20 protein-coding genes are annotated in these 21,279 nt (G+C 65.3%); 8 read left to right on the top strand and 12 right to left on the bottom strand.

What is annotated here, in order from left to right:
* Complete coding sequence (locus DCM79_RS25815; protein WP_257176930.1) at positions 1-450, top strand: DUF4399 domain-containing protein; 450 nt, start codon at positions 1-3, stop codon at positions 448-450.
* Here DCM79_RS25815 and DCM79_RS25820 read toward each other — a convergent pair whose 3' ends face one another.
* The 10 genes from DCM79_RS25820 to pqqA all read right to left on the bottom strand — a co-directional run bounded on the left by DCM79_RS25820 (position 451) and on the right by pqqA (position 10,408).
* A complete protein-coding gene (locus DCM79_RS25820; protein WP_257176931.1) occupies positions 451-1,506 on the bottom strand; it encodes a 2-oxoacid:ferredoxin oxidoreductase subunit beta in 1,056 nt (351 codons plus the stop codon).
* Positions 1,503-3,350 carry a 2-oxoacid:acceptor oxidoreductase subunit alpha gene (locus DCM79_RS25825; RefSeq protein ID WP_257176932.1) on the bottom strand — a complete coding sequence of 616 codons (1,848 nt, stop codon included), beginning with the start codon at positions 3,348-3,350 and terminating at the stop codon, positions 1,503-1,505. The genes DCM79_RS25820 and DCM79_RS25825 overlap by 4 nt, the downstream gene beginning before the upstream one ends.
* Entirely contained in the window at positions 3,320-5,119 is a 1,800-nt protein-coding gene (locus tag DCM79_RS25830) for an FAD-dependent oxidoreductase (protein WP_257176933.1), read from the bottom strand. Before DCM79_RS25830 ends, DCM79_RS25825 begins: the two co-directional genes overlap by 31 nt.
* A gap of 236 nt (positions 5,120-5,355) precedes the next feature.
* Positions 5,356-6,033: a DUF4286 family protein gene (locus tag DCM79_RS25835; protein WP_257176934.1), complete on the bottom strand. Its 678-nt coding sequence runs from the start codon at positions 6,031-6,033 to the stop codon at positions 5,356-5,358.
* 13 nt (positions 6,034-6,046) lie between these two features.
* Positions 6,047-7,033 (bottom strand): prolyl aminopeptidase, encoded by a 987-nt coding sequence (gene pip, locus DCM79_RS25840; RefSeq protein WP_257176935.1) that lies wholly within the window; start codon positions 7,031-7,033, stop codon positions 6,047-6,049.
* Positions 7,023-8,204 (bottom strand): pyrroloquinoline quinone biosynthesis protein PqqE, encoded by a 1,182-nt coding sequence (gene pqqE, locus DCM79_RS25845; protein WP_257176936.1) that lies wholly within the window; start codon positions 8,202-8,204, stop codon positions 7,023-7,025. The genes pip and pqqE overlap by 11 nt, the downstream gene beginning before the upstream one ends.
* Positions 8,201-8,512 carry a pyrroloquinoline quinone biosynthesis peptide chaperone PqqD gene (gene pqqD / locus DCM79_RS25850; protein ID WP_135162725.1) on the bottom strand — a complete coding sequence of 104 codons (312 nt, stop codon included), beginning with the start codon at positions 8,510-8,512 and terminating at the stop codon, positions 8,201-8,203. Before pqqD ends, pqqE begins: the two co-directional genes overlap by 4 nt.
* A gap of 11 nt (positions 8,513-8,523) precedes the next feature.
* Entirely contained in the window at positions 8,524-9,279 is a 756-nt protein-coding gene (gene pqqC / locus DCM79_RS25855) for a pyrroloquinoline-quinone synthase PqqC (protein WP_373568114.1), read from the bottom strand.
* Between the two features lie 20 nt (positions 9,280-9,299).
* Positions 9,300-10,229 carry a pyrroloquinoline quinone biosynthesis protein PqqB gene (gene pqqB, locus DCM79_RS25860; protein WP_257176938.1) on the bottom strand — a complete coding sequence of 310 codons (930 nt, stop codon included), beginning with the start codon at positions 10,227-10,229 and terminating at the stop codon, positions 9,300-9,302.
* Between the two features lie 98 nt (positions 10,230-10,327).
* Positions 10,328-10,408, bottom strand: a complete 81-nt coding sequence (gene pqqA / locus DCM79_RS25865) for a pyrroloquinoline quinone precursor peptide PqqA (RefSeq protein ID WP_007595659.1) — start codon at positions 10,406-10,408, stop codon at positions 10,328-10,330.
* Between the two features lie 264 nt (positions 10,409-10,672).
* Between pqqA and DCM79_RS25870 the strand changes: the two genes are divergently transcribed.
* The 5 genes from DCM79_RS25870 to tarD all read left to right on the top strand — a co-directional run bounded on the left by DCM79_RS25870 (position 10,673) and on the right by tarD (position 14,570).
* A complete protein-coding gene (locus DCM79_RS25870; protein ID WP_257176939.1) occupies positions 10,673-10,930 on the top strand; it encodes a hypothetical protein in 258 nt (85 codons plus the stop codon).
* Positions 10,931-11,134: 204 nt separating this feature from the next.
* A complete protein-coding gene (locus tag DCM79_RS25875) occupies positions 11,135-12,535 on the top strand; it encodes an amidase family protein (RefSeq protein ID WP_257176940.1) in 1,401 nt (466 codons plus the stop codon).
* A 2-nt stretch (positions 12,536-12,537) separates the two neighbouring features.
* On the top strand, positions 12,538-13,014 hold the full coding sequence (locus tag DCM79_RS25880) for a glutathione peroxidase (protein WP_257176941.1): 477 nt from the start codon (positions 12,538-12,540) through the stop codon (positions 13,012-13,014).
* Positions 13,015-13,025: 11 nt separating this feature from the next.
* Complete coding sequence (locus DCM79_RS25885) at positions 13,026-13,268, top strand: DUF3297 family protein (RefSeq protein WP_008559805.1); 243 nt, start codon at positions 13,026-13,028, stop codon at positions 13,266-13,268.
* Between the two features lie 132 nt (positions 13,269-13,400).
* A complete protein-coding gene (gene tarD / locus DCM79_RS25890; protein WP_257176942.1) occupies positions 13,401-14,570 on the top strand; it encodes a D(-)-tartrate dehydratase in 1,170 nt (389 codons plus the stop codon).
* Between the two features lie 348 nt (positions 14,571-14,918).
* Here tarD and DCM79_RS25895 read toward each other — a convergent pair whose 3' ends face one another.
* Together DCM79_RS25895 and DCM79_RS25900 are read right to left on the bottom strand one after the other, a co-directional pair.
* Positions 14,919-16,271, bottom strand: a complete 1,353-nt coding sequence (locus DCM79_RS25895) for a malonyl-CoA decarboxylase (protein WP_257176943.1) — start codon at positions 16,269-16,271, stop codon at positions 14,919-14,921.
* 273 nt (positions 16,272-16,544) lie between these two features.
* The gene (locus DCM79_RS25900) at positions 16,545-17,369 is read right to left on the bottom strand and encodes a helix-turn-helix transcriptional regulator (protein ID WP_257176944.1); all 825 of its coding nucleotides are present in this window, start codon (positions 17,367-17,369) and stop codon (positions 16,545-16,547) included.
* Positions 17,370-17,421: 52 nt separating this feature from the next.
* On the opposite strand from DCM79_RS25900, the gene DCM79_RS25905 reads away from it, so the two are divergent.
* Both DCM79_RS25905 and DCM79_RS25910 read left to right on the top strand, forming a co-directional pair.
* Positions 17,422-18,594: an MFS transporter gene (locus DCM79_RS25905; protein WP_257176945.1), complete on the top strand. Its 1,173-nt coding sequence runs from the start codon at positions 17,422-17,424 to the stop codon at positions 18,592-18,594.
* 387 nt (positions 18,595-18,981) lie between these two features.
* The gene (locus DCM79_RS25910; RefSeq protein ID WP_257176946.1) at positions 18,982-21,243 is read left to right on the top strand and encodes a cation:proton antiporter; all 2,262 of its coding nucleotides are present in this window, start codon (positions 18,982-18,984) and stop codon (positions 21,241-21,243) included.
* Positions 21,244-21,279: the final 36 nt, after the last annotated feature.

The following is a 21,279-nucleotide window of genomic DNA, read 5'->3' on the forward strand; positions in this document are numbered from 1 at the left end:
ATGAAGATCATTGCCTGTGTCGCGCTGGTAGTCGCGATCGCGTTGCTACCGGGCTCGGCCTGTTCGCAAGGCAAGGCTGCGCCCAAGGACGCCAAGCTCTATTTCATCACGCCGCATGACGGGCAGAAGGTTCGCGGTGGCTTCTGGGTCCGGTTCGGCTTGCGTAACATGGGCGTGACGCATGCTGGCGACGACTACCAGAACGCCGGCCATCATCATCTGCTGGTCGACGTCAAAAACCCTATCGATCCGAATGAGCCGATCCCGCAAGACAAGTCGCACCTGCATTTCGGCGCAGGGCAGACCGAAACCATGCTTGAGCTTGCGCCGGGCACGCACACGCTCCAGCTGGTGCTCGGCGATGCCAAGCACTATCCGTTTGCACCGCCGATCGTGTCGGAGAAGATTACGATCCGCGTCAGGCCGTCGGCTTCAGCGCGGAGCAAATGATCACCGCAGGCTGGCGTTGATCTTGTCCAGCACCGCTGAGCCCGGGCACAGCGTGTCCGCTTCCAGCGCGTTGAGCGGGGTCTCGACCGTGTTGAGGTGCTCGTGCAGGTCTTCCGCCTCGGGGTCGACATACAGAAGCCCGGTGACGATCTGTCCCTTGGCGGCGTGCCGCGCGAGGAAGGTCTGGGCGCCCAGCCGGTCATGCGGATCGTAGTCCGCGTCGATCTTGCGCAGGGCGATCTTGCTGCCGTCGTGCTGCTCGACCACCTGCACCGTCCCGGGCGCGTAGTCGACCGCGATCGGGTCGCGGCCGACCAGCACGTCGAGCCGGTTCACCGCGTCGTTGTGCTCGCGGACATAGTCGAAACTCTTGGTCGAGCCGGCGTGGTTGTTGAAGGCGATGCAGGGGCTGATGACGTCGATGAAGGAGGCGCCCTTGTGGCGGATCGCGGCCGCGATCAGCGGCACCAGCTGGGTCTTGTCGCCGGAGAAGGAACGCGCGACGAAGGTAGCCCCTAACTGCAGCGCGATGGCGACGAGGTCGATGGCGTTGTCGGTGTTGGTGACGCCCTTCTTGCTCTTCGAGCCGCGATCGGCGGTCGCGGAGAACTGGCCCTTGGTCAGGCCGTAGACGCCGTTGTTCTCGACGATATAGGTCATGTTGACGCCGCGCCGGATCGAATGCGCGAATTGGCCGAAGCCGATCGAGGCGGAATCGCCGTCGCCGGAAACGCCGAGATAGATCAAATCGCGGTTGGCGAGGTTGGCGCCTGTGAGCACCGAGGGCATGCGGCCGTGCACGGAGTTGAAGCCGTGCGAATTGCCGAGGAAATAATCCGGCGTCTTCGAGGAGCAGCCGATGCCGGAGATTTTCGCCACCCGGTGCGGCTCGATCGACAGCTCGTAGCAGGCCTCGATGATCGAAGCCGTGATCGAGTCATGGCCGCAGCCGGCGCACAGCGTCGAGATCTTGCCCTCGTAATCGCGGCGCGTGTAGCCGAGCTCGTTCGGCTTCAGCCCCGGATGATGGAATTTCGGTTTGGCGATGTAGGTCATGACACGGCCTTGCGGAGCGGGGTCACCTTGAGGTGATCCTGGTGGTCGCCGATGGCTTTGGCGATGAAGCGGGCGGTGATCGGGGTGCCGTCGTAATGCACGATCGGCACGAGGCGAACGGGATCGATGCCGTTCTCGTTGACGATGAGCTGGCGCAGCTGGCTGTCGCGGTTCTGCTCGACCACGTAGACGAAGTCGTGCTCGGCGAGGAAGCTCGCGACGCTCGAGTGGAACGGGAAGGCGCGGATGCGCAGCCGGTCGAGCTGATGTCCGCGTGCTTCCAGCAGGCCGATCGCCTCGTCCATGGCCGGCGAGGTCGAGCCGAAATAGATCACGCCATATTTGGTCGGCCGTTCCGCATTGGCCTGCAGCGGCCGCGGCACCAGGTCCTGCGCGGTCTCGAACTTGCGCATCAGGCGCTGCATGTTGTCGGCGTAGACCGAGCCCTCCTCGGAATAGCGCGCATAGCGGTCGCGCGAGGTGCCGCGGGTGAAATAAGAGCCCTTGGTCGGGTGCGTGCCGGGATAGGTGCGATAGGGAATGCCGTCGCCGTCGACGTCGAGATAGCGGCCGAAGTCGCGGCCCTCATCCAGCATCTCCGCGGTCATCACCTTGCCGCGGTCATACTGCTTGGCATCGTCCCACTTCAGCGGGCGAGAGAGCCGGTGGTTCATGCCGATGTCGAGGTCGAGCATCAGGAAGATCGTGGTCTGCAGCCGCTCGGCGAGATCGAAGGCGGCGGCTGCGAACTCGAACGCTTCGGCGGGGTCTTCCGGGAACAGCAGCACGTGCTTGGTGTCACCGTGCGAAGCATAGGCGCAGGCGATGATGTCGCATTGCTGGGTGCGGGTCGGCATGCCTGTCGAGGGGCCGGCGCGCTGGATGTTCATGATCACGGCCGGGATCTCGGCAAAATACGACAGGCCGATGAACTCGGTCATCAGCGAGATGCCGGGACCTGAGGTCGCGGTGAAGGCACGGGCGCCGTTCCAGGACGCGCCGATCACGATGCCGATCGAGGCCAGCTCGTCCTCGCCCTGCACGATCGCGTATTTCGCCTTGCCCGTTTCAGGGTCGTGGCGGTACTTCTTGCAATGGGCGGTAAAGGCCTCGGCCACCGACGAGGACGGCGTGATCGGATACCAGGCGCACACGGTGGCGCCGCCATAGACCGCGCCGAGCGCGGCGGCGCTGTTGCCTTCGATGAAGATGCGGTCGCCGACCTTGTCGGATTTCTTGACGCGAAGCCCGATCGGGCATTTCAGGTTCTGCAGCGCCCAGTCGCGACCGAGATGCAGTGCGTGGACGTTGGAGGAGAGCAGCTTCTCCTTGCCCTTGTACTGCTCGCCGATCAACTGCTCGATCAGCTTCGGATCCATGTCGAGCAGGGCCGAGAGCGCGCCCAGATAGATGATGTTCTTGAACAGCTGGCGCTGGCGCGGATCGGTGTAGGTCGAGTTGGTGATCGCGGTGAGCGGCACGCCGATCACGGTGATATCGTCGCGGAACTTGGTCGACGGCATCGGCTTGGTGGAATCGTAGAACAGGTAGCCGCCGGGCTCGATGCCCGCGACGTCCTTGTCCCAGGTCTGCGGGTTCATCGCCACCATCATGTCGACGCCGCCGCGGGCGCCGAGATGGCCGTCTTCGGTCACCCGCACCTCGTACCAAGTCGGCAGGCCCTGGATGTTGGAGGGGAAGATGTTGCGGGGCGAGACCGGAACGCCGTGGCGCAGGATCGCGCGCGCGAACATCTCGTTGGCGCTGGCCGAGCCCGAGCCGTTGACGTTGGCGAAGCGGACGACGAAGTCGTTTACGCTGCTGATCGGCTTTTTGTCGGACATGTCGAACCTGCGTGGGTCATCTCGATGAAATATTTCTGCATGTCCCAGGCTCCGGTGGGACAGCGCTCGGCGCACAGCCCGCAATGCAGGCAGACGTCCTCGTCCTTGACCATCACCCGCCCGGTCTTGAGGTCGCTGGAGACGTAGAGATCCTGGTCGGGATGGAGTGATGGCGCCTTCAGGCGCTGGCGCAGGTCGCTTTCCTCGCCGTTACCCGTGAAGGTGATGCAATCCATCGGGCAGATGTCGACGCAGGCGTCGCACTCGATGCAGAGCGAGGTGGAGAACACCGTCTGCACGTCGCAGTTCAGGCAGCGATGCGCTTCGCCGAGCGCGAGCTTGACGTCGTAGCCGAGCTCGACCTCGGCGCGGATGTCCTTCAGCGCGATCACCTTATCGCGATGCGGCACCTTGTAGCGCTTGTCGACCGAGATGTCGTTGTCATAGCTCCATTCGTGGATGCCCATCTTCTGCGACGAGACCTGCACGTCGGGCAGCGGACGCTCGGTGATGTCCTCGCCCGAGAGCATCTTGTGGATCGACAGCGCGGCGTCATGGCCGTGCGCGACCGCCCAGATGATGTTCTTCGGCCCGAACGCGGCGTCGCCGCCGAAGAACACTCTTGGATTGGTCGAGACGAAGGTCTTCGGGTCGACCTTGGGCATGTGCCATTTGTCGAACTCGATGCCGCAATCCTGCTCGATCCAGGGGAAGGCGTTCTCCTGGCCGACGGCGACCAGTACGTCGTCGCACGCGATGGTCTGGTCCGGCTCGCCCGAGGGGACGAGGTTGCGGCGGCCCTTGGCATCGTACTCGGCCTTCACCTTCTGGAAGGTGATGCCGGTGAGCTTGCCGTTGTCATGGATGAAGGCGACGGGGACCATGAAATTGAGGATCGGAATGTCCTCGTGGAGCGCATCCTCCTTCTCCCAGGGCGAGGCCTTCATTTCCTCGAATCCGGAGCGGACGATCACCTTGACGTCCTCGCCGCCAAGCCGGCGCGCGGTGCGGCAGCAATCCATCGCGGTGTTACCGCCGCCGAGCACGACCACGCGCTTGCCGATCTTGTCGGTATGGCCGAACGAGACCGAGGCCAGCCATTCGATGCCGATATGGATGTTGCTGGCTGCTTCCTTCCGGCCGGGGATGTCGAGCTCGCGGCCGCGCGGCGCCCCGGAGCCGACGAAGATCGCGTCGTACTTCTCCGCGAGCAGCGCCTTCATGCTCTCGATGCGGCGACCGCCTTTGAACTCGACGCCGAGGCCCAGGATGTAGCCGGTCTCCTCGTCGATCACGGAATTGGGCAGGCGGAATTTCGGGATCTGCGTGCGCATCATGCCGCCGGCTTCCGGATCGGCATCGAACACGGTGCAGTGATAGCCGAGCGGCGCCAGATCGCGCGCCACCGTCAGCGACGCGGGCCCGCCGCCGACCAGCGCGACGCGCTTGCCGTTCTTCGGCGATGGCCGCGGCAGGCGCTGCCTGATGTCGTCCTTGAAGTCGGCGGCGACGCGCTTGAGGCGGCAGATCGCGACCGGATTTTCCTCGACGCGCCCGCGCCGGCACGCCGGTTCGCATGGACGATCGCAGGTGCGTCCCAGGATTCCGGGAAACACGTTCGATTTCCAATTGATCATGTAGGCGTCGCTGTAACGGCCCTGGGCGATCAGTCGGATATATTCGGGAACCGGGGTGTGCGCAGGACAGGCCCATTGGCAATCGACCACTTTGTGAAAGTAGTCGGGGGCCGCAATATCGGTCGGTTTCATTCCTACCCTGTCCGCGCAGGCTCAAAGACCCCGCGGCCTTTTTTGAGCTTGGCGAACGCTTAACGCGCGTCGATCTGGTTTCTGAATGACGTCATTAGGTTAGCTTATTAGAACCGTTCCGAAGTACAACGGCAAATTTGCGCGCGCCCACGCTTTCATGGGAGCTGCGCGCGCACAGCATTGACGGCGCGTGCAACATGCGTGCGATGCAACATGTTGCGGTGCGTGCGAGCGCGTCAGCCGCGCGTAATGTCGCTCTTCGCGAGATCCCACATCAGGCAGTAGGTGCCGACCGAAACGGGAAGCGGGAAGGGCGCCGCCGCCGGGCCGGTAAAGCGCTCGGCGATCACGGCGGAGACCGCGCCGATTTGCGTGCCGTCGATCAGCACGAACCAGTCGCGCGCGCCCTCGTTATTTGTCGCCGGAATTCCTGCTTTTGCACCCGACAGTTCGGGCTCGCTTTCGAGCAGATGCATCGAGATGATGCCGTCGCGCTTGTCCGGCGTCAGTTTATCTTGCAGCGCATCACGCCATGCCGCGGCATTGTCCGGCGTCGGTCGCAGCCGCACCAGGCCGAGCGACGCGCCGCGGCCGGTACCCTTGCTGATCGTGATGCGGGCGACCACGCGCAGCATGTCCTTGAAGTGCGCCATGGACCGCCGCGACCATTCGGTCTGGTCGGCGAGCCGCGCCCGGTAGGCGGGGCTGTCGAGCACGCCGACCGTTTCGGTCGAGTACAGCGAGAGATATTTGCGGTTGGCGGCATGCGCGACATAGCGCCGCGCTTCCAGGAAACCCTCGATCGCGACGCGCTCTTCCAGATGCTCGCGATCGTACCAGCGGTTGAAATCGGCCTCGTCCGCAGCGTCGATGTTCATCGACGTCAGCAGCATGCCCTTTCCGGCGAGCGGCATTCTTCTTGTCCTCTCATCGCCCGATCTTCGATGCGAGGTCCGCGATCGACTTCATGACCGCATCCCTCACGCCGCCATCATAGAGCGAATGTCCGGCTTCTTCCACGATGCGAAGCTCGGAACCGGGCCATACTTTCGCAAGGGCCTGTGAGGTCTGCGGCGGACAGAGCAGATCGTAGCGGCCCTGCACGATCATGCCGGGAATGCCGGTGAGCCGATGCGCGTTCCGCAACAGCTGGTCTTCGCTCATGAAGGAATTGTTGACGAAATAATGCGCCTCCATGAACGGCGTTGCCGGCAGCGTGCGCCAGACGTTCAGCGAGGCGAGGTCGAGCCGCGTTTTGGCTGCCTTGTGCTCGGACAGCGCGCGCTCGGTGTCGTGCCAGGCCCGCGCCGCAGGGCCGTGCACGGCCGGATCGGCATCGAGGATGCGGCGCCAATAGGCGTCCACCGGTTGCTCGCGCTCGTCAGGCGGCAGAACGCTCAGGAAATCCTCGTAGAGCGCAGGATAAAACTGGGACAGGCGCAAGGTGAAGGCCGTCTCGACCTCGGCCCGCGTGCCGAGGAACGTCGCGCGCAGGGCAATGCCGGAGACGCGCTCGGGATGCGCCTCTGCATAAGCCAGCGCCAGCGTGGCGCCCCAGGAGCCGCCGACGACCATCCAGCGCGCGATGCCGAATTTCTCGCGGATCCTCTCCATGTCCGCGATCAGGTGCGCCGTGGTGTTGTGCGCGCGCGATCCCTTCGGCCTGCTGCGGCCGCAGCCGCGCTGGTCGAACAGCACGGCGCAGAAACGATCAGGGTCGAACAGCCGGCGATGGTCCGGCTGGCAGCCGCTGCCGGGTCCGCCGTGCAGGTAGATCGCTGGGATTCCGTCGGCGCGGCCGACGCTCTCGACGTAGAGCTCATGGCCGTCGCCGACGTCGAGCATTTCGGAAGTCAGCGGCGCAAAGGGATCGGCGCGTCGCGCCGCCGTGCCTGCGTCGGCGTCAGGTCCCATTCTCGGATTCCAGGGTGCCGCCGGCGAAGTTGCGATAGAGGAAGCGGCTGGTCTCGCCCTCGGCCTCGGCTTCCGCCTGCTTGAAGATGGTCTCGTGCAGGGGCGACAGCGCGCAGGCGGGATCGGTGTTGGCGGCGTCCCCGGTCAGCGCAAAGGCCTGGCAGCGGCAGCCGCCGAAATCGATCTCGCGGAACTCGCAGGACTTGCACGGCTCCTTCATCCAGCCGGTGCCGCGATAGCGGTTGAAGGCCTCGGAATTCTGCCAGATCCAGGCGATCGAATGATTGGAGCGCACCGACTCGAACTCGAGCCCGGTGATGCTCTCGGCGGCGTGGCAGGGCAGCACCTTGCCGGCGGGCGAGATGTTGAAGAACTGCCGGCCCCAACCGCCCATGCATTTCTTCGGCCGCAGCGCGTAGTAATCGGGAACGACATAGTCGATCGTCAGCCGACCCTTCAGCCGCTCGCGCGCCGCCTCGACGATTTCAGTGCATTCGTCCAGCTGCGCCACGGTCGGCATCAAGGCGGCGCGGTTCTTCAGCGCCCAGCCGTAATATTGCACATTGGCGACCTCCAGCCGGTCGGCGTCGAGATCGAGCGACATCTGGATGATGTCAGGCAGCTGGTGCAAATTCTGCCGGTGCATCACCGCGTTGACGGTGAGCGGCAAATCGAGCTCGCGCGTCCATTTTGCGACCTCGAGCTTCTTGCGATGGCCGCCCTTGTAGCCGGCGACGCGGTCGGCGAGGCCTTCCTCGATGCCCTGGAAGGAGATCTGCACATGGCAGAGCCCGGCATCGGCAAGCTCGCTCAGACGCTCGCGCGTCAGCAGCACGGCCGAGGTGATCAGATTGGTGTAGAGCCCGACCTCGCTGGCGTGCTTCACCAGCTCGACGAGATCCTTCCGCGCGGTCGGCTCGCCGCCGGAGAAGTGCACCTGGAGCACGCCGATCTCGGCGAGCTCGCTCAAGACCTTCTTCCATTCCTCGGTGGTCAGCTCCTTGCCCGAGCGGTCCAGCTCGACCGGATTGGAGCAATAGGGACATTGCAGCGGGCAGCGATGCGTGATCTCGAGCAGCACCGCGAGCGGGATGCCGAAGGTCTCCGCCGTCGAGCGCTGCTTCTCCAGCACCGCCAGGCTGTCGCTGGATGGGATGGTCACGTCGCTCATGACGTCTTCTCCCTGATCTCGGTGAGAAAGCCCTTGTCGGCGAGATCCTGCAGCATGACGATGACGTCGGCCAGGATCGCCTCGCGGGGAGCTGCGTATTTCGCCGCCAGCTGGTCGGAGACGTCGCCGACGCTGCGCTTGCCGTCGCAGAGCTGCAGCACCTCGACCGCGATCTCGTCCGGCGCCAGCACGCGTTCCGGGGCCAGGATCACCCAGACCTTTCGGGTCTCGTCATATTTCAGCTTGGCATGCCGCGGCAGCACGGGGCGGCTTGCCTCGCTGACGCTGATGTGACGCGGCCCGGCCATCAATCTTCGTCTCAGCCCGCTTTGGGCACGAACGCGCCCGGCGGAATGTGGCCCTCGACATAGGCGTGCTGGAGCGCGTCCAGCTGCACCCACAGCACGTTGGTCTTGAAGATCAGCGCGTTGCACACCTGTGCGCGCTGCTCCGGCGTCGTGGCGTGCCTCTTGACGTAGTCGAGCGCGAAATTGGCATCGCGCGGCGCCTGCGTCAGGCGGCGCTTGAAGTAGCTCATGGTGTCGGGATTGACGAAATCGTAGTGCTGCAGCATGCCGGCGATGCGCTCTTCGTGGATGCTCGGCGCGAACAGCTCGGTCAGCGAGGAGGCGATCGCCTCCAGCGGGCTCTTCTCGCGGCAATAATGCACGTAGGCCTCGACCGCGAAGCGCGTCGCCGGCAAGATGCCTTCGGTGGATTCCACGTAGGCGGTGTCGAGGCCGAGACCCTCGGTCAGCTTGATCCAGCGCTCGATGCCGCCTTCGGCGCCGACATCGCCATCATGGTCCTCGATGCGGTGGCGCCATTCCAGGCGGGTGGCGCGGTCGCGGAAGCGCGAGATCACCACCGCGTCCTTGATCGGGATCGTGCTCTGGTAATAATAGCGGTTGAGCGCCCAGGCCTGCACCTGGCCCTTGTTCAGCTTGCCGCCGTGCAGCAGCTTATGGAACGGATGCAGGCTGTGATAGCGGGTCGCGCCGATGTGGCGCAACGTCGCCTCGAGCTCCTCGGCCGAGTTGAGCCTGATATCCCTGCCGATCGAGAGCGCAGTCATTCCAGTCATTGATGCCGTAGTCACAGCACGATCTCCGTTCCATCCGCCGGTATCTGCCAGCCCGCCGCTTCAGCTTGCTTGCGCTCGGGCGAGGCAGGCAGCAGCGCCGGGTTCGAGTTATTGATATGCAGAAATATCTTCCTGTCGATATCGAGATCGGCCAGGCGCGCGATCGCGCCGTCGTCGCCGGACATGGCGACATGTCCCATGCTCTTGCCGGTCTTGTGGCCGAGGCCGGCCCTGATCATCTCGTCGTCCCGCCAGACCGTGCCGTCGAAGAACACCAGTGAGGCGCCGTCGATCTCGGCCTTGAGCGCGTCGGTCACGTCGGCACAGGCTGCGATGAAGTAGAAATATTTCCCGGTCGCCTTGTCGGTGATTTTCAGGCCCAGCGTATCGCCGTCGCCGCTGCTCCCGCCGGGATGCGCCTTGCCTTCCAGGTACCAGGCCGACTTGCCCGAGACCGCGAAGGGCAGCACTTCCAGTCCGGAACGTGCGCCGTCCGTGAGGCGCGGCTCGAACGGCTCGCGGATGGAAATCGGCTGGCGCCGCACGTGCTTCTCGTTCAGCACGTTGAAGATGCTGTTGCTGGCGAGGATCGCCAGCACTTTGTCATGCGCATAGATGGTGAACGGCGAGCTCTCGCGCATCGAGAGCAGGCCCGCCACCGCATCCACTTCGCTGTTGGTCAGGATCACGCCCGCAATCGGGCTGTGGCGTAGCGCTCCGGCCTTGGGGTGCAGTTGCGGCGTGGCATTCAATTGCTGGCGCAGGTCGGGGGAGGCGTTGATCAGGAACCAGTTCTCGCCGTCGCCGCTGAAGGCGACCGAGGCCTGCGTCCGGTGCAGCTCAGGCCCGCCTTTGCGAGCCGCCCGGCAGCCTTCGCAGCCGCAATTCCACTGGGGAACTCCGCCGCCGGCTGCGGCGCCCAGGACGACGACGCGAAGCATGATCCGTCTCCTGGAAGGGAACACGCGCGGTGGATCTCAGGCCGACGCAAGCGCCGACACAAGATCCACCGCCGCAGAACGCGAGTTCGCCAACCGGCTTACTTGCGGGTGGCGCTCACATACATGTTGATTTCCATGCCACAGGGCACTTCGACGATCTTCGGGGCTTTCCATGCCATTTTGGCTCTCCATTTCTGCGAATTCGGACGTATCCGCCCACTGGCTAAGTTAATGCGGGCGGAGAAGTTCGCTAGTGAAATTTTCCCGGACCTAGGTAGTAGGCCTGCCGAATTGCTGCACTGCAAAGCGAGCGCATTGCCGCCGTAAAGATCCGCAATGGACATTCGCAAAAACCGCCGATAGGTCGTGATCCCTGTCGGGATAAACGAGTTGTGAGTAAGAACGGCTTCCAATCATCTGCAGGCGACCCCATTGGATCAGGCATGCCCAGATATTTCTTCAACACCCGTATCGGCGACGAATTGATCGTGGATCCTGACGGCGAGGATCTGCGCAACCCCGACCGCGCCTGGGAGGTCGCCCGCCAGATGATCCTGGAGGTGGTGAAGTCGGAAGGCACCCAGCGGGCCCTGCTCGAGGCGGTGATCGAGGTGACCGACACCGACGGCGAGGTCGTGCTGGAGTTTCCCTTCACCGAGGCGCTGCTGGACCTGCCGGATCCGTCCGCGACGCGGCATTAGCCCCTCTCTCTCCCCGTCATTGCGAGGAGCCCCTGCGACGAAGCAATCCAGACTGCCTCCGCGGAGGGATTCTGGATTGCTTCGCTTCGCTCGCAATGACGACGGATGCAGCAATCCAAGCCTCGCCGCCCTCTACCCCTGCGAAATCCGCATGGCTTTGCTGCGTTCCCGGCGCTAAAAGACGCCGGATACACGGAGCAAGCCATGCAAGATCTCTGGCGCCTGTCGGCCGCCGACCTCGCCACCCTCGTCAAATCCAGGAAAGTCTCCGCCAGGGAGGCGGCCACGGCCGGTCTTGCCCGGCTCGACGCCGTCAATCCCCAGCTCAACGCGGTGATCGACCACCGGCCGGACGACGTGCTCAAGCAGGCCGACGCCGTCGATGCCGCCATCGCGCGAGGCGAGGACGTCGGCGTGCTCGCCGGCGTGCCCGTCACCATCAAGGCCAATGTCGATCAGGAAGGCTTTGCCACCACCAACGGCCTGAAGCTGCAGCGCGATGTGATCGCGCGCGAGGACAATCCCGTCGTCGCCAATTTCCGCAAGGCCGGCGCCATTCTGCTCGGCCGCACCAATTGCCCGGCCTTCTCCTATCGCTGGTTCACCACCAATCTGATTCATGGCGACACCAAGAACCCGCGCGATGCATCGCTGACGCCGGGCGGCTCCTCCGGCGGCGCCGGTTCCGCGGTCGCGGCCGGCATCGGCCACATCGCCCACGGCACCGACATTGCGGGCTCGATCCGCTATCCCGCCTATGCCTGCGGCGTGCACGGCCTGCGTCCGACCCTCGGCCGCATCCCCGCCTTCAACCCCGCGCTGCCGGAGCGCCCGATCGGGCCGCAGATCATGGCGGTGTCGGGTCCGCTGGCGCGCACCGTCAACGACCTCAGGATTTCGCTCGAAGCCATGGCTGCCCGCGACATCCGCGATCCCTGGTTCGTGCCGGTGCCGCTGCAAGGCCCCGCGCGGGACAAGCGCGCCGCGCTTTGCCTCAATCCCGGCGGCCTTGCCACCACGGCGGAGGTGAAGGCGGCGGTGAGCGATGCCGGCAAGCGGCTGGAGCGCGCCGGTTGGACCGTCGACGTGATCGAGGATACGCCGCCGATGCGCGAGGCGGTGGAGTGGCAGATCAAGCTCTGGCTCGGCGACGGCTACGAGGCGCAGCTCGAGATGGCCGAGCGCGAGGGCGACCCCGGCGCGCTGGCGTGCCTGCGCGGCAACCGCGCCAGGGTGACGCCGATGGACCAAGCCAATTACGCCAAGGCGCTGACGCGCCGCGCCACCCTGACGCGCGAGTGGATGCTGTTCTTCGAAAAGTATGCCGTGCTGCTGACGCCGGTCTCGGGCGAGCTGCCGTTCCCGGATCACCTCGACCGCAAGGACGACGAATCCTTTAAGCGGGTCTGGGAAGCGCAGCTGCCGCAGATCGCCATCCCCTTCATGGGCTTGCCGGGCCTCGTGGTCTCCACGGGCCTGGTCGGCAAGGCGCCGGTCGGCGTGCACGTCGTGTCCGGCCGCTATCGCGAGGATCTCTGTCTGCTCGCCGGCGAAGCGATCGAGGCCGGCGGCGTGCCGCCGTCGCCGATCGACCCCGTGGGCTAGCGATGTCCGCCATCTACGACTTCAAGGCCAACTCCCTTGCCGGCGAGGAGGTGCCCATGAGGCGTTTCGCGGGACAGGTGCTGCTGATCGTCAACACCGCGAGCAAATGCGGCTTCACGCCGCAATATCGCGGCCTGGAGGATCTGCACCGCGATCTCTCGCCGCGCGGCTTCTCCGTGCTCGGCTTTCCCTGCAACCAGTTCGGTGCGCAGGAGCCGGGCCAGGCGAGCGAGATCCAGGCGTTCTGCTTGGCCAATTACGCCGTCACCTTCCCGCTGTTCGAGAAGGTCGACGTCAACGGCGCAAATGCGCACCCTCTGTATGCGTACCTGAAACGTCAGCAATCGGGCCTGTTGGGGGCATCCATCAAATGGAATTTCACCAAATTCCTGGTGGACCGTGACGGCCGCGTGGTCGCGCGCTACGCGCCGACCGCCCGGCCCGAAGCATTGCGCAGCCAAATCGAAACACTGTTGTGAGCGAGACAATCATGAGCGACGAATTTCCGGACCGCCTGTCGGTCGATCCGAACAGCCCCTATTACAACGCGGACATCCTGTCGCGCGACGTCGGCATCCGCTTCAAGGGCATCGAGAAGACCAATGTCGAGGAGTACTGCATCAGCGAAGGCTGGGTCCGCGTCACCGCCGGCAACGCCAAGGACCGCCACGGCAACCCGCTGACCATCAAGGTGCACGGGCCGGTGGAGCCGTATTTCAGGGATAAGAAGTAGTTTCGGAGCGCGCGCCGCGCTCTCTCCACGTCATTGCGAGCGAAGCGAAGCAATCCAGGATCTCGCCGTTGAGGCAGTCTGGATTGCTTCGTCGCTTCGCTCCTCGCAATGACGAAAGTGAAAGGCCATCCCATGTCCGTCCGCATCGTCGACGTCCGCGAGATCACCAAGCCGATCTCGTCCCCGATCCGCAACGCCTATATCGACTTCACCAAGATGACGACGAGCCTCGTTGCCGTCGTCACCGATGTGGTGCGCGACGGCAAGCGCGTCGTCGGCTACGGCTTCAACTCCAATGGCCGCTACGGCCAGGGCGGCCTGATCCGCGAGCGCTTTGCGCCGCGCATCCTGGAGGCCGATCCCAGATCGTTGCTCGATGAAGCCGGCGGCAATCTCGACCCCGACAGGGTCTGGGCCGCGATGATGACCAACGAGAAGCCGGGCGGCCATGGCGAGCGCTCGGTCGCGGTCGGCACCATCGACATGGCGGTGTGGGACGCGGTGGCGAAGATCGCGGGCAAGCCGCTGTTCCGCCTGCTCGCCGAACGCCACGGCCTCACTGCCAATCCGCGCGTCTTCGTCTACGCCGCCGGCGGCTATTACTATCCGGGCAAGGGCCTATCGATGCTGCGCGGCGAGATGCGCGGCTATCTCGATCGCGGCTACAACGTCGTGAAGATGAAGATCGGCGGTGCCGATATCGGCGAGGACCGCAAGCGCATCGAGGCCGTGCTGGAAGAGATCGGCAAGGACGCGCAGCTCGCCGTCGACGCCAACGGCCGCTTCAACCTGGAGACCGGCATCGCCTACGCCAAGATGCTGCGCGACTATCCGCTGTTCTGGTACGAGGAAGCAGGCGATCCCCTCGACTATGCGCTGCAGGCCGCGCTGGCCGAATTCTATCCCGGCCCGATGGCGACGGGCGAGAATCTCTTCAGCCACCAGGACGCCCGCAACCTGATCCGCTACGGCGGCATGCGTCCGGACCGCGACTGGTTGCAATTCGACTGCGCGCTGTCCTATGGCCTGTGCGAATACCAGCGCACGCTGGAAGTCCTGAACACCCACGGTTGGTCGCCCAGCCGCTGCATCCCCCACGGCGGCCACCAGATGTCGCTCAACATCGCCGCAGGCTTGGGCCTCGGCGGCAACGAGAGCTATCCCGACCTGTTCCAGCCCTATGGCGGCTTCCCGGACGGCGTCCGCGTCGAGAACGGCCACATCACCATGCCGGATTTGCCGGGCATCGGCTTCGAAGGCAAATCCGATCTCTACAAGGAGATGAAGGCGCTGGCGGAGTAGGGGGCGGCGCTGCGGCGCTTGGGAATGAAGCTCGCACCAATCACTCAGTGTCGTCCCCGCGAACGCGGGGACCCATAACCCCAGGGAGGAGTTATGCCGCGAGCTGGTCACTCCGAGTCCCCGTAACCACATCTCCCTGTGGCTATGGGTCCCGGATCTGCGCTATGCTTGTCCGGGACGACGACCGGATGTGATGCCACAACCCCGCCAAGCCCTCAGCTGTCATGCCCCGCGAAGGCGGGGCATCCAGTACGCCGCGGCGGATGTGGCGCAAGCGAGCTCTTCGATTTAGGTCTCTGGAATACTGGATCGTCCGCCTTCGCGGACGATGACAGCGGGTATGCGGCCCTACGACAACCGCATGTCCAGCAGCCTTCGCCCTTCGCTCTTCAGCAGCTTCTTCACCGCGCTCGACGCCACCACCTCGCCGTCATTGGCGTAGGCTTCGTGGTTCTTCTCGATGTCGTCGAGGCGGTAGAGGTAGTTGACCATCACGCCGGCGGATTCGCGCAGCCCCTTCGGTGAGAGGTCGCCCAGCCAGTTGATGCGTTCGAGCCGGGCGCCGTTGCCGAGATGGAAGCGGGCGACGGAATCGATCAGCTTGCCCTTCGGCGTGCGCGCCTTGAGGAAATAATGCGCGGCCAGCGGCTCGATCACGGCGCGGAGCAGCGACGTCGTCTCGGGGTTCTCGAACCATTTGGGATCGCCGAGGCGCTTCAGCACCTCGCGGTCCTCGTCCGACAGCGGCAGGTCCTTGTCCTGCTTCACCCATGCCATGAAGCCGGGCACCGGCGACAGCGTCACGAAGGTGTCGAGCTTCGGCGTCTCGCGCCGCAGCTCCTCCACCACCTGCTTGATCAGGAAGCTGCCGAAGGAGATGCCGCCGAGGCCGCGCTGGGTATTGGAGATCGAATAGAACACGGCGGTGCGCGCGCGCTCGATCGGCAGATGCTGGCGGTCGACCGCAAGCAGCGGCGCGATCGCGCCCGGCATCGTCTCGGTCAGCGCCACCTCGACGAAGATCAGGGGCTCGTCCACCATCGCGGGGTGGAAGAAGGCGTAGCAGCGGCGGTCGACCGGATCGATGCGCCGGCGCAGATCGTCCCAGTCCGAGATCTCGTGCACGGCTTCGTAACGGATGATCTTTTCGAGGATGTTGGCCGGCGTCGACCAGTCGATCCTGCGCAGCACGAGAAACCCCCTGTTGAACCACGAAGAAAGAAGATGCGAGACGTCGCGGTCGAGCGCGGCGAGATCGGTGTGCCCGTTCATCATGTCGAGCAGATCGGCGCGCATGGCGACGAGGTCGCCGGTGCCGCCGGGCGCGCGGTTGAGCCTTCGGATCAGCTCCTGCCGCCGCGGCTCCGAGGCGAAATGCAGCGAGCTCGCGTCTTCGTCGCTCGGCGCGGCGCGCCATGTCTCGATCGCCCTGGACAGGCGCTCCCGGTCCGGGCCGAAATCGCGCACCAGGCCTTCGAAGAAGGCGCGCCGTCCCGCCGCATCGAGCTCGCGGTAGATGTCGAGCACCTCGCGCGCGATGGCGATACCCGACGCTTCGCCCCGGCCCGACAGCAGCGCATCGCACAGCTCGAGCAACCCGTCGGCATCCCGTCCGGTGTCGGCGGATTCGCCGCGACGAAGCAGCGTGCGGCCGCGCTCGGAGATGGTGGCGAGCAGGTCGGAGAAGAAGGCATTGGCCATAGGGGCTTTCGTATCAGGTTTTTGCGTTGCGGAAGCTTACACGGGATTTGGGTGGAAGCCGATCACAATCAAGCGGAGGAATGCGGCAACTTTAGTCGGGCCGTGCGTTTGGAGAATGCCGGCATGAAGTGAATGCGGACAATGTCACTCGAGACGCTGCCGTAGGGTGGGCAAAGCGAAGCGTGCCCACGTCTTTCGCTATTGCCGAGGGAGGTGGTGGGCACGGCGCAAGGGCGCCTTTGCCCACCCTACGAGTCTCGTTGTGTGGCCACCTCACGCCTTCCCCGCAAACTCCGTCGGCGTCCGTCCCGTCACCTGCCGGAACGCGGCCGAGAATGCCGGCACGCTGGCATAGCCGAGCTGGGTCGCGAGCTGCTTCACCGACACGCTGGCATCGGTCGACAGCCGCTGGATTGCCGCGGCGATCCGCGCGCGCTGGCACCAGCTCTTGAAGCTGAGCTGCGTCTCCGTCGAGAACAGCCGCGACAGCGTCCGCGCCGAGGTTCCGACCGCCCGCGCCAGCGTGTCGATGTCGTGCAGGGCGGTGGGATCGTCGAGCACGATCAGCGCGGCGCGCCGGCAGCGCACTTCGCGCGGCAGCGGCACGAACGTCGTGGAATCCTCGGCCTGGTGCAATTCCAGCATCACCAGGCGCACCAGCAGCTCGGTACGTTCCTCGGTATTGCGCGCGTCGAACAGCGCCAGGATGGCCTGGTTGAGCAGCGGCGACACCCGCACCACGAATTCCCTGGTAAGGCCGTCGTAGCGCTCCTCGCGCTTCAGCCAGGCGAGGTCGAAATACAGCGTGCGCATCTCGATGTCGGCGAGCAGGTCGATGGCGTGCTCGAGCCCGGCCGGGACCCACACCGCCCGGTCCGGCGGCACCAGCCAGCGCCCCCCGGGCGTCGTCACCTGCATGGTGCCCCTGGCCGCATAGATCAGCTGCGCCTCGCGGTGCAAATGCGGATCGATCCGCATGCCCCTGGGATAGTCGCGCGCGACCAGGTGCACGCCCGCGGGGGACCGATGATTGCTGCGGACCTCCCGCAGGACTGGCGTTTCCAAAATTGGCGTTTCAAAGACAGTCATTGGCGGCATCCCGTCATGGGGAGGACATATAACTCATTTCGGAGCAGGAGAGGATTCGGGAATGAACAGCCCCAGTCGGGTCATCAGTTTCGTCAACGCAGGCCATTTCATCGACCATTATTCGATGCTGATCTTCGCCGCCGCCGTCATCATCATGGGCCCGGCGCTCGGCATGGCCTATTCGGAACTTTTGCCCTACGCGACACCTGGCTTTGTGGCGTTCGGCGCGGGCTCGCTGCTCACCGGCTGGCTCGGCGACCGCTGGAGCCGCCGCCACATGATGCTGATCTTCTTCGTCGGCATCGGGGCGTCCATGGTCGCAGTCGGCTTCGTGCAGACCCCGGCGCAGCTCGGCGCCGCGCTGCTGGCGATCGGCATCTTTGCCTCGATCTATCATCCCGTCGGCACCGCCATGATCGTGTCCTATGCCGATCGGCTCGGCCGCGAGATGGGCATCAACGGCGTCTGGGGCAATCTCGGCGTGGCGTCCTCGGCGCTCGTCACCGGCGTGATCGGCCAATATCTCGGCTGGCGCTTCGCTTTCATCATTCCCGGCACGGTCACGATCCTGATCGGCATCGCCTTTGCGATCATGGTCGTGCACGAGGACCGCAAGGGCTCGAAACAGGCGGCGGCGCAGGCCCGCGTCGCCAGGCAGGACATGTGGCGCGTGATCCTGTCGCTGCTGATCGTGGTGATCGCGATCTCCACGACGTTCAACGCCGTCACCGTGGCGCTGCCAAAATTGTTCGCCGAGCGCCTCGCGGACTTGACCAAGAGCCCGGCGCTGCTCGGGGCCATCGCCGCCTGCGTCTACGTGTTCGGCGCCATGACGCAGTACACGATCGGCCGGCTGCTCGACCGCTATTCGCTGAAGACGGTGGCATTGCCGCTGTCCTTCATGCTGGCGCCGTTCCTGTATCTGGCCGCGAGCCTGGAGAACCTGCCGCTGATCCTGGTCTCGATCGGCATCGTCATGGGGGCGTTCGGGCAGGTCACGGTCAACGACGCCATGGTCGGCAAATACACCAGCGAGGAATGGCGCTCGCGCGCCTATGCCGTGCGTTACTTCATCGGCTTCACCGCGGCCGGCGCCTCGGTCGGCCTCGTCGCCTGGCTCTACGAGCAGGGCGGCTTCGTCACCATGCTGCACGCCTTCGCCGGCCTCTGCCTGCTCGCGATCGCAGCCGCCATCATCCTGCCGCGCGAGATCCGGACCCCGCAGGCGGTGTGAGGTCTTTGTGAGGCGGGCAACTGTCTCCACATCGTCATTCCGGGGCGCGCGTTAGCGCGAACCCGGAATCCATCGGGCGGCACCGACTGCGGAGAAATGGATTCCGGGCTCGTCGCTGCGCGACGCCCCGGAATGACAGGGAACGGAGCAGCCCGTCACTCACGCCGCCGATCATGTAACTCTGCCTCTGTTTTGCCCGACGGCGCAAACCGCTTCGGCAAGGCCGAAATTTTCCCGAGCCTTTTCAACCCCATCCCTACTGTGCATGGGGTTGTTTTCGAACATTTTGCCCTCGCCGGCCGCCTCACGCCTCTGGAACCGGCTCCACCTGCTGCGGGTTCTATCTCCATGGCCCCGACGCCGGGGGTGAAGGGGGAAATCATCTGCATGCTCTCGCGCCTGCTCCGATCGGCCGGCCTTGTCCCGGCGGCGCTCGTCCTCACCACCATTGCGGCCGGCGCTGAAGCGGGCAAAGCGGCCGGCCCGTCCGAATTCCTGCTGGTGGCGCAGATCGTGCTGCTGATCGCGGTCGGCCGCGGCCTCGGCGAGATCATGCAGCGGATCGGCCAGCCCTCGGTGATCGGCGAACTGCTCGCCGGCATCATTCTCGGGCCGTCGCTGTTCGGCTGGATCTGGCCGGAGGCGCAAGCCGCGCTCTTCCCCAAGTCGCCCGAGCAGAAGGCGATGCTCGACGGCATCGCGCAAGTGGGCATCCTGCTGCTTTTGCTGCTCACCGGCATGGAGACCGACCTCAAGCTGGTCCGGAAGGTCGGAAGGGCGGCGGTCGCGATCTCGATCGCCGGCATCGTCGTGCCCTTTGCCTGCGGCTTCGCGCTCGGCGAGTTCCTGCCCGATGCGCTGCTGCCCAATCCGGAACAGCGCCTGGTGGCCTCGCTGTTCATGGGCACGGCGCTGTCGATCTCCTCGGTCAAGATCGTCGCCGTGGTCGTGCGCGAGATGAACTTCATGCGCCGCAATGTCGGCCAGATCATCGTCGCGACTGCCGTCATCGACGACACCATCGGCTGGATCATCATCGCCGTCATCTTCAGCCTGGCTTCGCACGGCACGCTGGACATCGCCTCGGTGGCGAAGGCGGTGCTGGGGACGCTGCTGTTCCTCGCGGTCAGCTTCACGATCGGCCGCCGCCTGGTGTTTCAGCTGATCCGCTGGGCCAACGACAACCTCGTCAGCGCCGCGGCGGTCATCTCGGTGATCCTGCTGCTGATGTGCGTGATGGCGATGATCACGCATGCCATCGGCGTCCACACCGTGCTGGGTGCCTTCGTCGCCGGCATCCTGGTCGGGGAATCCCCGATCCTGACGCGGCAGATCGACGAGCGCCTGCGCGGCCTGATCTCCAGCTTCTTCATGCCGGTGTTCTTCGGCCTCGCCGGCCTCGCCGCCGATCTCTCGGTGCTGCGCGATCCCGGTCTGCTGATGCTCACCGGCCTCCTGGTCCTGATCGCCAGCGTCGGCAAGTTCGGCGGCGCCTTTGTCGGCGGCGCATTGGGCGGCCTCAGCAAGCGGGAATCGCTGGCGCTGGCGAGCGGCATGAACGCGCGCGGCTCGACCGAGGTGATCATCGCCACCATCGGCCTGTCGATCGGCGTGCTCAGCCAGAACCTGTTCACGATGATCGTGACCATGGCGATCGTGACCACGATGGCGATGCCCCCGATGCTGCGCGCAGCGCTGGCGAGGCTGCCGATGAACAAGGAGGAGAAGGAACGGCTGGAGCGGGAGGAGTTCGAGAAGCGCGGCTTCCTCGCCAATCTCGAGCGGCCCCTGCTGGCGGTGGACGAAAGCATCAACGCCACCTTTGCCGCCCACCTCGCGGGCCTGATCGCCGGCATGCGCGGCCTGCCGATCACCGTGCTGCATATCGGCCGAAGCGCCAAGGAGCAGGAGAAGGGCCGCGAGGAGGAGAAGAGCCACGAAGCCGTGGTGAAGAAGGCGGCCGTATCCGCCAGCAGCGAGAACGAGGCCGGCAGCATCGATGTCGTCACCCGCGCAAGGCGTGCCGAGCTCGGCGAGACCATCACCGAGGAGGCGCGCAAGGGCTTTGATCTGCTCGTCGTCGGCATAGACAAGGTCGCCGCGACCAAGGATCGCTTCGACCGCAAGATCGAGGACATCGCCGCGACGTTCGAGGGACCGCTCGCGATCGCCGCGGCCAAGGGCAAGCACCTGAAGCAGCCGAATCCCGACGGGCTCAACATCCTCATTCCGGTCTCGGGCAGCGCCATCTCCAAGCGCGGCGCCGAGGTCGCGGTCGCGCTGGCGCAAGGAGGATCGGGCTCGCTCCGGGTGATCTACGTCGCGACCACGCGCGACAAGGGCGCGCAGCGCGGCACCTCCCGCGGCCTCGGCCAGGAGGCCGGCATCCTCAAGGAGGCCAGCGATCTCGCCGCACGCTACGACGTCGACTTCACCACCACGCTGCGGGTGAACCGTGCGCCAGAAGTCGCGATCCTGCGCGAGATCGACACCACCGACGTCGATCTCGTCGTCATGGGCGTCGACCGCATCCAGACCGACCACCTCTCCTTCGGCGGCGTCGCCGATGCCGTGCTGCGGCAGTCGAAGGTCTCCGTGCTGCTGGTGTCGAGCGGCGAGGCCCGGCGCGCTCCGGTGGAGAAGGCGTAACGGATGGTCGGTGCGCTCCCTCTCCCGCTTGCGGGC

The organism is Bradyrhizobium sp. WBOS07 (assembly GCF_024585165.1).
Lineage (GTDB): Bacteria > Pseudomonadota > Alphaproteobacteria > Rhizobiales > Xanthobacteraceae > Bradyrhizobium > Bradyrhizobium japonicum_B.